This is a genomic window from Micromonospora sp. MA102 (assembly GCF_025460765.1).
Taxonomy (GTDB): domain Bacteria; phylum Actinomycetota; class Actinomycetes; order Mycobacteriales; family Micromonosporaceae; genus Micromonospora; species Micromonospora halotolerans.
This window is the reverse complement of sequence record NZ_JAMWEG010000035.1, coordinates 1-10,261: the sequence shown is the minus strand read 5'-3', so window position 1 is coordinate 10,261 and position 10,261 is coordinate 1. Positions and strand designations below refer to the sequence as shown.

The 10,261-nt window shown below is 73.5% G+C and carries 9 protein-coding genes; 4 read left to right on the top strand and 5 right to left on the bottom strand.

What is annotated here, in order from left to right; translation table 11 throughout:
• Nucleotides 1-32: 32 nt before the first annotated feature.
• Nucleotides 33-1,589, bottom strand: a complete 1,557-nt coding sequence (locus NFX44_RS33080) for an alkaline phosphatase (RefSeq protein WP_262287539.1) — start codon at nucleotides 1,587-1,589, stop codon at nucleotides 33-35.
• A 206-nt stretch (nucleotides 1,590-1,795) separates the two neighbouring features.
• Between NFX44_RS33080 and NFX44_RS33075 the strand changes: the two genes are divergently transcribed.
• Both NFX44_RS33075 and sigJ read left to right on the top strand, forming a co-directional pair.
• Nucleotides 1,796-2,236, top strand: a complete 441-nt coding sequence (locus tag NFX44_RS33075; protein ID WP_262287538.1) for a carboxymuconolactone decarboxylase family protein — start codon at nucleotides 1,796-1,798, stop codon at nucleotides 2,234-2,236.
• Nucleotides 2,233-3,120, top strand: a complete 888-nt coding sequence (gene sigJ / locus NFX44_RS33070; protein WP_262287537.1) for an RNA polymerase sigma factor SigJ — start codon at nucleotides 2,233-2,235, stop codon at nucleotides 3,118-3,120. The genes NFX44_RS33075 and sigJ overlap by 4 nt, the downstream gene beginning before the upstream one ends.
• Nucleotides 3,121-3,175: 55 nt before the next feature.
• On the opposite strand, the gene ndk is transcribed toward sigJ, so the two are convergent.
• Nucleotides 3,176-3,601: a nucleoside-diphosphate kinase gene (ndk, locus tag NFX44_RS33065; protein WP_262287536.1), complete on the bottom strand. Its 426-nt coding sequence runs from the start codon at nucleotides 3,599-3,601 to the stop codon at nucleotides 3,176-3,178.
• A 144-nt stretch (nucleotides 3,602-3,745) separates the two neighbouring features.
• Between ndk and NFX44_RS33060 the strand changes: the two genes are divergently transcribed.
• Nucleotides 3,746-4,993 carry a VOC family protein gene (locus tag NFX44_RS33060; protein ID WP_262287535.1) on the top strand — a complete coding sequence of 416 codons (1,248 nt, stop codon included), beginning with the start codon at nucleotides 3,746-3,748 and terminating at the stop codon, nucleotides 4,991-4,993.
• Between the two features lie 18 nt (nucleotides 4,994-5,011).
• Here NFX44_RS33060 and NFX44_RS33055 read toward each other — a convergent pair whose 3' ends face one another.
• Genes NFX44_RS33055 through NFX44_RS33045 form a run of 3 tightly spaced genes read right to left on the bottom strand, consistent with a single transcriptional unit; the run spans nucleotide 5,012 to nucleotide 9,350 of the window.
• Entirely contained in the window at nucleotides 5,012-5,404 is a 393-nt protein-coding gene (locus tag NFX44_RS33055) for a DUF4233 domain-containing protein (protein ID WP_262287534.1), read from the bottom strand.
• Nucleotides 5,401-6,735 carry a folylpolyglutamate synthase/dihydrofolate synthase family protein gene (locus tag NFX44_RS33050; RefSeq protein ID WP_262287533.1) on the bottom strand — a complete coding sequence of 445 codons (1,335 nt, stop codon included), beginning with the start codon at nucleotides 6,733-6,735 and terminating at the stop codon, nucleotides 5,401-5,403. The genes NFX44_RS33055 and NFX44_RS33050 overlap by 4 nt, the downstream gene beginning before the upstream one ends.
• Nucleotides 6,732-9,350, bottom strand: coding sequence for a valine--tRNA ligase (locus NFX44_RS33045; protein ID WP_262287532.1), 2,619 nt, complete (start codon nucleotides 9,348-9,350; stop codon nucleotides 6,732-6,734). Before NFX44_RS33045 ends, NFX44_RS33050 begins: the two co-directional genes overlap by 4 nt.
• A gap of 70 nt (nucleotides 9,351-9,420) precedes the next feature.
• On the opposite strand from NFX44_RS33045, the gene NFX44_RS33040 reads away from it, so the two are divergent.
• Complete coding sequence (locus tag NFX44_RS33040; RefSeq protein WP_262287531.1) at nucleotides 9,421-10,098, top strand: hypothetical protein; 678 nt, start codon at nucleotides 9,421-9,423, stop codon at nucleotides 10,096-10,098.
• The last annotated feature ends 163 nt before the right edge of the window (nucleotides 10,099-10,261 follow it).

Genomic DNA, 10,261 nt, shown 5'->3' with positions numbered 1-10,261 from the left:
CCTCATGATCGACGCGGGGCAGGGTTGGGGGGTCAGTGGGTGGGGGCTGGGAGGGTGGTGGTCCAGAGGGAGGTGCCGGCGCGGTCGCGGAGGTTCACCGTCAGGGCCGCCGACCCGCCGTCGATGGTGACCTCGCCGAAGTGCTGGAAGCCCTCGGCCGGGGACGTGTTGGCGCGGGGCGGGGCGTGCACGAAGACGGCCTGCGGGCCGAAGGTGCCGTCCAGGGCGTTCGGGCCGAACGCGCCGGCGTGCGCCGGGCCGGAGACGAACTCCCAGAACGGGGTGAACTCGCCGAACGCCGCCCGGGCCGGGTCGTAGTGGTGGGCGGCGGTGTAGTGCACGTCGGCGGTGAGGAAGACGAGGCCGGTCACCCCGGCCCGGTGCACGGCCCGCAGCACCTCGGCGAACTCCCGCTCGCGGCCGGCCGGCGCGCCCGGGTCGCCCTGCGCCACACCCTCCTGCGCGCCCGGGCCGTCCGGCACCACGAGACCGATCGGCAGGTCGTTCGCGACCACCTTCCAGGTCGCCCGCGACCGGGTCAGCTCACGGACCAGCCACTCCCGCTGCTCCCGCCCGAGCAGGCCACGCCCCGGGTCCGCGTAGGTGTTGCCGTCGTTCGGGTCCTTGTACGTGCGCATGTCGAGCACGAACACGTCCAGCAGCGGCCCGTACGACAGCTTGCGGTAGAGCGGCCCGTCGGCGGGGGCCGGCACCCACTCGTGGAACGCCTGGCGGGCCCGTGCGGCGAGCACGTCCACCCGCCGCTCGGTGTACCGGTCGTCGTCGAGGATCTCCCCCGGGTACCAGTTGTTCAACACCTCGTGGTCGTCCCACTGGTTGACCTGGGGCACCTCCGCGGCGAACGCCCGCAGGTGCTCGTCCAGCAGGTTGTACGCGAACTGCCCGCGGTACTCGGCCAGGGTCTCGGCGACCTTGCTCTTCTCCGGGGTGACCAGGTTGCGCCAGACCCGCCCGTCGGGCAGCGTGACGCTCTCGGTGAGGGGGCCGTCGGCGTAGACGGTGTCGCCGCTGCACAGGTAGAAGTCGGGGCGGCGCTCGCGCATCGACCGGAAGACGGCCAGGCCGTCGAAGTCGGGGCTGATCCCCCAGCCCTGCCCGACGATGTCGCCGGTCCACACGAACCGCACGTCGCGGCGCTGGTGCCGCCCCGGGGCGGTGGCGAACGAGCCGGCCAGCGGCTCGCTGCACAGGCCGGCGCGGTCCAGGCTCTCCACCCGGACCCGGTAGTACAGCCGCTCGCCCGCCGGCAGACCGCGCAGCCGGACCCGGCCGGTGAAGTCGCCCGTCGGGTCGAGCACCGGACCGCGCACCACGCGCGCGCCGCGCAGGTCGGGCCGGCGGCTCACCTCCACGAGCATCCGGCCGGGCCGGTCCGCCCGGGTCCACACCAGCGCCGAGTCGGCGGTCACGTCGCCGCTCTGCACGCCGTGGGTGAGCAGCGGCCGCCCGGCCGGCCGCCAGGCGGGGGCCGCGAGCGCGCCGGGCGCGCCGAGCAGCGCACCGCCGGCCACACCGGCGCCGGTCACCAGGCCGGCGCGCAGCAGCGTACGTCGATCGAATTGCGTCATGGGTCCTCCCGGTTCGACAGGTCGCCACGTCGGTCTACCGGGCGGACGTGACCGGGGGCGCCGAGCGAGGTGACGCGCATCCCAACGACGGCTGTCGAGACGCCCCACCGGTCCCACATGACCACCGTCACAGCGCCGCCCCGTCACACCGGCCCGGTCCCGATCCGTCGTGTGGGCGTAAGCGACACGGACCGAAGGAGGCGGCGATGAGCCGGATGGACACGGCGGCGGTGGCGCCGGAGGCGTACCGGGCGGTGCTCGGCCTGGAGAAGTACGTCCAGCAGAACGTGGACCACACTGTGCTGGAGCTGGTCAAGCTGCGGGCGTCGATGTTGAACGGCTGCTCGTTCTGCGTGGACATGCACAGCCGGGATGCGCTGGGGGCGGGCGAGTCGAGCCGGCGGCTGTTCGCCGTCGCGGCGTGGCGGGAGGCGCCCTTCTTCAACGAGCGGGAGCGGGCCGCGCTGGCGCTGACCGACGCGGTGACCAAGCTCGGCGAGCACGGCGTGCCGGACGACGTCTGGGACGCCGCCGCGAAGGTCTGGTCGGAGAAGGAACTGGCCGATCTGCTGGTCGCGATCGCCACAATCAACGTGTGGAACCGGATCTCGGTGAGCACCCGTACCGAGCCGCCGGTCGAGGTGTGACCTCACCCTCGGCGGCGGCGCAGGCGGCCGGTGCGCTCACCGCGCACCGGCCGATGCTGCTCGGGCTGGCGTACCGGCTGCTGGGCAGCCTGCACGACGCCGAGGACGTGCTCCAGGAGGCGTACCTGCGCTGGCTGGACGTCGACCGGGACAGCGTGGCCGAGCCGCGCCGCTACCTGTCCCGGGTGGTCACCCGGCTGGCCCTGGACCGGCTGCGGGCCCGGCAGACCGCGCGGGAGACGTACGTCGGGCCGTGGCTCCCCGAGCCCGTGCCGACCGACCCGTCCCCGTTCGGGCCGCTGGACACGGTCGAGCAGCGGGAGACGCTCTCCACCGCGCTGCTGCACCTGCTGGAACGGCTCACCCCGCCGGAGCGGGCGGTGTACGTGCTGCACACCGCCTTCGCCCTGCCGTACGCCGAGATCGGTGACCTGCTGGACCGGTCCGCGGCGGACTGCCGGCAACTGCACCACCGCGCGGTGGCCCGGATCGCCGAGGGCCGGCGGCGGTTCACCGCCGGCCCGGCCGAGCAGCGCCGGCTGCTCGACGCCTTCCTGGCCGCGGCGCGCGACGGGGACCTGGAGCGGCTGACCGGCCTGGTCGCGGCCGACGCCACCGCGTGGAACGACGGCGGCGGCCGGGTCTCCGCGGCCCGCAACCCGGTACACGGGGCGGACCGGATCGCCCGCTTCTTCGCCGGCCTGTACCACCAGCGCCACCCCGACGTCCGGGGCGTCCCGGTGGAGCTCAACGGCGCGCCCGCGCTGGTGCTGAGCTGGCCGTCCGGCCCCCGGTACACGCTGTCCGTGGCGGCCGCCGACGGCCGGATCACCGGCGTCTACCTCATCGGCAATCCGGACAAACTTCCCGGCGTGCCGGGCTGAGCACACACGACGGCCCCGGCCCGCACGCGGGAACCGGGGCCGTCGGGAAGCCGGGTCAGCCCAGCTCGGGGAACCAGAGGGCGATCTCGCGCTTCGCGCTGTCCACCGAGTCGGAGGCGTGCACCAGGTTCTCCCGGTTGGAGAGGGAGAGGTCACCGCGGATGGTGCCGGCGGCGGCCTTGCGGCCGTCGGTGCTGCCGATCATCCCGCGGACCACCTCGATCACCTGGTCGCCGGAGAGCACCAGGGCCGCCAGCGGGCCGCCGGTCATGAACGCCTTCAGCGGCGGGTAGAACGGCTTGTCCACGTGCTCGGCGTAGTGCTGGTCGGCGAAGTCGCCGTCCATGGTGCGGACCACCAGCGCGTCGATCCGCAGGCCCTTGCGCTCGAAACGGCCGAGGATCTCCCCGACCAGACCGCGGCGGACCGCGTCGGGCTTGATCAGTACGAGCGTGCGCTCGTCCGGGCTGCTGCTGGACACGCTGGTTTCCTCCTGTGCGCGGAACCGGGTCGGGCTGGGTACGGTCAGCGTAGCGACCCGGTCCCGGCGCCGGCGCGGCGGCTGCTCCTTCCCTGGGTCGCCGCGGCGGCCTAGCCTGGCCCTGGAACCCCTGGGAGGTCCACTGTGGCGAATGGCGGGAACCGACCCATCGCGCCGGTACGCAAGCTGATCGGCGCGGTGCTGGGCACCGTGGCCACGTTCGTGACCCTGTTCGGGCTGGGCATGACGAGCTGGGCGATCGTGGCGCTCGGGGTCGCCCTGCTGGTGCTGGCGATCGCCCTGGCCACGGTCCGCGGCGGCGGCCGCACCTGGGTGGTCGGGCTGGGCCACGTGCACAGCGCCTCCGAGCCGCCCACCCAGTACGCCTTCGGCCGCTGCGAGCTGCAACTGGTGATCGACGCGCCCGGCCTGCCGCCCCGGTCCAAGAAGATCATCGAGCCGCGGGTCCCGGTCGCCAAGTGGCCGTCGCTGGGTCAGGCGCTGCCCGTCCGGGTGGCCCTCGACGACCAGCGGCACGTCCGCGTCCTCTGGGACGAGGTGCCCACCCACGCCGAGACGGCCGCCGCGGTGGCCGACCTCCCGCCCGAGTACGCCGACCCGGACCCGGTCGACGAGGTGCTGATCGGTCAGGAGGCCCCGCCGTGGGCCGACCGGGCCCCCGAGGACGACTTCCGCGACGACTTCCCGCCCGCGCCGGACCCGCTCCTCGACGACCTCACCGGGCGGGCGGAGGACCGCGAGCCGGTGGTGCTGCACCAGCGCCCCGGCGGCGGGGTCGTGCTGGAGGGGCAGCTGGTCGAGCCCACCACGGGTGGCCCGCTCCCCCGCCGGGCCCCGACGCCCCGACCGCCCGCCGAGGAGCGCTTCGACACCGTGCCGGTGGACCCGATCGACGTCCCGCTGGACGAGCCGGTCGGCGAGGCGCCGCCCACCGCGGAGGAGCTGGACGAGGCCATCTTCGGTCCCGCCAACGACGACGAGCCGGCCGGGGCGGCGAGCCCGATCAGCGGCGTCGGCATCACCCTGCTCGTCGCCGACCTGGACCGGTCCCTGGGCTTCTACCGGGACCTCGGCTTCGCCGAGGTGGACCGGGGCGAGGGCAACGCCGTCCTCGCCTCCGGGCCGACCCGCCTGGTGCTGCGCCGGGTGACCGGGGCCGCCCCGATCAGCCGCCGGCTGGTCCACGTCAACCTCGAGGTCGACGACATCCAGGCGGCCTACGAGCGGCTGCGCGAGTCGGGCGTGCGGTTCACGTACGCCCCGCGGGTGGTCAACCGGGGCACCAAGCTGGAGGTGTGGGCGGCCGCCTTCCGTGACCCGGACGGGCACGGCGTGGCGCTCACCCAGTGGCGCACCCTCGCCGACGCCTGACCCCGGCCCCCGGCCGGCTCAGCGGAGGATGACCCGCCGCACGTGCAGCGCGTACGCCCACACCAGCGCGAAGATGATGCCGAGCGCGAACAGCGACCAGTGCAGCAGCCCGGCGAGCAGCAGCAGCCCCTGGAGGACCGTGCCGGCGTTCCAGGCCCACGCCCGCTTCATCCGGGCGGCCAGCACCACGCAGGCGACCGCCAGCGCGACGATCGCGGCGACGGCCGTGCCGCTGAGGTCACCGCCGACCACCCGGATCGGCTGGATGGCCAGCAGCAGCACCAGCGCCTCCAGCGCCAGGGTGCCGGCGCCGAGACCGCGAACCGCCTTGTCGGGGTCGCGCAGCCCGGAGCGGCGCGGCTCCGGCTGCTCCGCACCGCCCGGCGGGCGCTCGTCCACCGGGCCGGTCATCGCTTGAGCAGCCGGCGGGCGTCGGCCACGGTCACCACCGATCCCGTGATCAGCACGCCCACCCCGGCCAGCTCGCCCGGCACGTCCGACTCGGTCTCGGCGACGGCCGCCTCGATGGCGTCCGGCATCCCCTCGGTCGCCTGCACCCGCTCCGGCCCGAAGATCTCCCGGGCCAGTTCGGCCAGCTCGTCGACGGGCATCGCCCGTGGCGAGCTGTTGGCGGTGACCACGATCGAGTCGAGCACCGGTTCCAGCAGCTCCAGCAGGCTGGCCGCGTCCTTGTCACCGAGCACGGCAAGCACGCCGACCAGCTTGCTGAACGCGAACTCCTCCTGGACCGCGGTGACCGTGGCGGCCATTCCGTGCGGGTTGTGCGCGCCGTCGAGCAGGATCGTCGGGGCGGTGCGGACCCGCTCCAGCCGGCCCGGCGAGCTGGTCGCGGCGAAGCCCTCCCGGACCGCCTCGATGTCGAGCTGCCGCCGTGCGCCCGCGCCGAGGAACGCCTCCACCGCGGCGAGCGCCACGGCGGCGTTCTGCGCCTGGTGGGCGCCGTGCAGCGGGATGAAGATCTCCTCGTACACCCCGCCCAGTCCCTGGATGGTGAGCACCTGGCCGCCGACCGCGACCGCGCGGCGCAGCACGCCGAACTCGGCGCCCTCCCGGGCGACGGTGGCGCCCACCTCGGCGCAGCGTTCCAGGATGGGCCGGGCGGCCTCCTCCTCCTGGGCCGCCGCGATCACGGTGGCGCCGGAGTGGATGATGCCCGCCTTGTGCAGCGCGATGTCCTCGATGGTGTCGCCGAGCCACTCGGTGTGGTCCAGCCCGATCGGGGTGATCACCGCGACCCCGGCCTGGATCACGTTGGTGGCGTCCTCGGCGCCGCCGAGCCCCACCTCCACCACGGCGACGTCCACCGGGGCGTCGGCGAAGGTGGCGAAGGCCAGCGCGGTGGTCAGGTCGAAGTAGGTGAGCGGCTCGGCGGAGCGCTGGTCGACCAGCTCCGCGAGGGGCTCCACCTCGCGGTACGTGGCCACGAAGCGGTCCTCGCTCACCGGCTCGCCGTCCAGGCTGATCCGCTCCCGGACGGTCTCCAGGTGCGGGCTCGTGTAGCGGCCGGTGTGCAGCCCGAACGCCCGCAGCACCGAGTCGATCATCCGGGCCGTCGAGGTCTTGCCGTTGGTCCCGGTCAGGTGGATCGACGGGTACGCCCGCTGCGGGCTGCCGAGCAGGTCGAGCAGGCTCTCGATCTTTTCCAGCTCGAAGCGGATGCGGGTGAAGCCGCGCGCGTTGAGCGCGGCCTCCACCTCGGCGAATTCGGTGCGATCGGTCACGAGGGAAGCGCCTCCAGTGCGGCGTCGATCCGGACCAGGTCCGCCTCGGCCACCGCGAGCCGCTCCCGGATCTTGGCGACCACCGGCTCGGGGGCCTTGCCGACGAACGCGGGGTTGTCCAGCTTCGCCCGCGCCTGCGCGGCCTCCTTCTCGGCGGCCGTCCGGTCCTTGGTCAGTCGGGCCCGCTCGGCGGCCACGTCGATCGACCCCCGGGTGTCCAGCGCCACGCTGACCTCGCCCGGCATGGCGAGGGTGGCGCTGGCCTGGAAGTCGTCGCCGGGCGCGTTGAGCCGGACCAGCGAGCGGACCAGCGGCTCGTGCGCCGCGATGCCCGCGCCGGCCAGGCCGTCGAGCCGGGCGGCCACCCGCTGCGTCGGGCGCAGCCCCTGGTCGGAACGGAACCGTCGGATCTCGGTCACCACCCGCTGCAGGGTGCCGACCTCGACCTCCGCCGGGTCGTCGACGAGGGTACGGTCGGCCGCCGGCCAGGCGGCGGTCATCACCGTCTCGCCGCCGGTCAGCGCGGTCCACAGCTCGTCGGTGACGAACGGGATCACCGGGTGCAGCAGCCGCAGCAGCTGGTCGAGCACGTGCCCGAGCACCCGGCGGGTGGCGTCGGCGGCCGGCCCGCCCTCGGCGAGCACCGGCTTGCTCAGCTCCACGTACCAGTCGCAGACGTCGTCCCAGGCGAAGTGGTAGAGCAGGTCGCAGACCTTCGCGAACTCGTACGCCTCGAACTGCTCGTCCACCTCGGCGGTGACGTGTGCCAGCCGGGAGAGGATCCACCGGTCGACGGTCGACAGCTCGCTCGCGGGCGGCAGCGGCCCGTCGGTGTGCGCGCCGTTCAGCAGCGCGAACCGGGTGGCGTTCCAGAGCTTGTTGCAGAAGTTGCGGGAGCCCTGGCACCACTCCTCGCTGACCGGCACGTCCTGGCCGGGGTTGGCGCCCCGGGCCAGCGTGAACCGGGTGGCGTCGGCGCCGAACCGGTCGATCCAGTCCAGCGGGTCGACCACGTTGCCGAAGGACTTCGACATCTTCTTGCCGTGCTCGTCGCGGACCATGCCGTGCAGGGCCACCACGTCGAACGGCTGCACGCCGTCCATGGCGTAGAGGCCGAACATCATCATCCGGGCGACCCAGAAGAAGAGGATGTCGTAGCCGGTGACCAGCACGCTGGTCGGGTAGAACTTCGCCAGGTCCGGGGTGCGCTCCGGCCAACCGAGGGTGGAGAACGGCCAGAGGCCGCTGGAGAACCAGGTGTCCAGGACGTCCTCGTCCTGCCGCCAGCCGTCGCCGGTCGGCGGCTCCTCGTCGGGTCCGACGCAGACGATCTCGCCGGCCGGGCCGTACCAGACCGGGATGCGGTGACCCCACCAGAGCTGCCGGGAGATGCACCAGTCGTGCATGTTGTCGACCCAGGCGAAGTAGCGCTTGGCCAGCTCGGCCGGCTCGATCTTCACCCGGCCGTCACGCACCGCGTCGCCGGCCGCCTTGGCCAGCGGGGCGGTGTTGACGAACCACTGCAGCGACAGCCGCGGCTCGACGGTGGTCTTGCACCGGGAGCAGTGCCCCACGGCGTGCACGTACGGCCGCTTCTCGGCCACGATCAGGCCCTGCTCGCGCAGCGCCGCCACGATCGCCGGGCGGGCCTCGTAGCGGTCCAGCCCCTCGAACGGGCCGGGCGCCGTGATGATCCCGCGCTCGTCCATGATCGTGAGCTGCGGCAGGTCGTGCCGCTGGCCGATCTCGAAGTCGTTCGGGTCGTGCGCCGGGGTCACCTTCACCATGCCGGTGCCGAAGCTCGGGTCGACGTGCTCGTCGGCCACGATCGGGATCCGCCGGTCGGTGAGCGGCAGGTCCACCTCGGTGCCGATGAGGTGCCGGTAGCGCTCGTCGTCCGGGTGCACCGCGACCGCCGTGTCGCCGAGCATGGTCTCGGCCCGGGTGGTGGCCACCACCACCTCGTCGCTGTAGCGGATCGAGATGAGCTCACCCTCGTCGTCGGTGTGCTCGACCTCGATGTCGGAGAGCGCCGTGAGGCAGCGTGGGCACCAGTTGATGATGCGGTTGGCCCGGTAGATGAGCCCGTCGTCGAAGAGCTTCTTGAACATGGTCTGGACGGCCCGGGACAGGCCCTCGTCCATCGTGAAGCGCTCGCGGTCCCAGTCGACCGCGTCGCCGAGGCGGCGCATCTGGCCCAGGATGGCGCCGCCGGACTCGGCCTTCCACTGCCACACCCGCTCCACGAACTTCTCGCGGCCCAGGTCGTGCCGGGACAGGCCCTCGCCGGCGAGCTGCCGCTCGACCAGGTTCTGGGTGGCGATGCCGGCGTGGTCCATGCCGGGCAGCCAGAGCGCCTCGAAGCCCTGCATGCGCTTGCGCCGGTTCAGCGCGTCCATGAGGGTGTGCTCGAAGGCGTGGCCCATGTGCAGGGACCCGGTGACGTTCGGCGGCGGGATGACGATCGTGAAGGGCGGCTTCTCGCTGTCCGCCGACGCCCGGAAGTGGCCGGCGGCTACCCACTGCTCGTACCGTCGCTGCTCTACCTCGCCGGGCTGGTACTGGCCGGCAAGGGTCGGGGCGTCGGGGCGAAGGGCATCCAGTCTCTCGGTCACCCTGAAAGTCTACGGAGCGCTTTCGGAGACCCGACGTGCGCCACCTGTTAGTTCGCGTACGGTGGCGGACATGTCCGACGCGCACCTCACCGAGCGTCCGGTCGACAGCGGTCCCGAGCCGGTCGACCTGACTGACGAGCCGATCCGGCTGAGCCGCCGTGACCCGGCGCTGGAGCCCGAGCGACGCCCGGCCTCGCGGCGGCGGAAGATCGTGCTCGCGGCCGCGCTGGCGGTCGGGCTGGCCGGCGCCGGGGCGCTCGGGCTGGGCGGCTGGCGGGTGCTCGCGGAGAAGGACGCCAAGCTGAGCACTCCCGCCACCGTGGCCGGGCTGACCCGGGACGACAGCGAACGGGCCCGCGGCACGGCCGACTACCTGCGCGACGGTTTCGCCGCCGACATCGATCTGGACCGCGGCTTCGGCGCCGTCTACGCCGACCCGGCGGACGCCAAGCGGTCGGTGCTCCTCTTCGGCGGCACCACCCTGCTGTGGCAGCCGGAGCGGGATCTGGACAGCCTCTTCGGGCTGATGGCCGACGAGACCGGCAAGGTGACCGGCCTGCGCGAGGTGGACGCCGGCGACCTGGGCGGCGTGATGAAGTGCGGCACGACCAGTGGCGACGGCGGCGACTTCGCGGTCTGCGGCTGGGCGGACCACGGCAGCGTCGTGATGGGGATGTTCCCGGGCCGGGCGGTGGACGATTCGGCGGCCCTGTTCCGCCAGCTCCGCGAGGGCATCCAGAGCCGCTGAACGCCGGCGCCCCTCGGGGCGCCGAAAGGCACCGGGAAACGCAGTCAGGGCCACCCCGAAGGGTGGCCCTGACTGGAAGATTGTCCGGCGGTGTCCTACTCTCCCACACCCTCCCGAGTGCAGTACCATCGGCGCTGGAGGGCTTAGCTTCCGGGTTCGGAAT

What these genes read in the sequence shown, in the direction of transcription:
- NFX44_RS33040 (WP_262287531.1), top strand. Translation starts at nt 9,421, where the DNA reads ATGTCCGACGCGCACCTCACCGAGCGTCCGGTCGACAGCGGTCCCGAG.
- NFX44_RS33075 (WP_262287538.1), top strand. Translation starts at nt 1,796, where the DNA reads ATGAGCCGGATGGACACGGCGGCGGTGGCGCCGGAGGCGTACCGGGCG.
- NFX44_RS33080 (WP_262287539.1), bottom strand. Translation starts at nt 1,589, where the DNA reads ATGACGCAATTCGATCGACGTACGCTGCTGCGCGCCGGCCTGGTGACC.
- NFX44_RS33055 (WP_262287534.1), bottom strand. Translation starts at nt 5,404, where the DNA reads ATGACCGGCCCGGTGGACGAGCGCCCGCCGGGCGGTGCGGAGCAGCCG.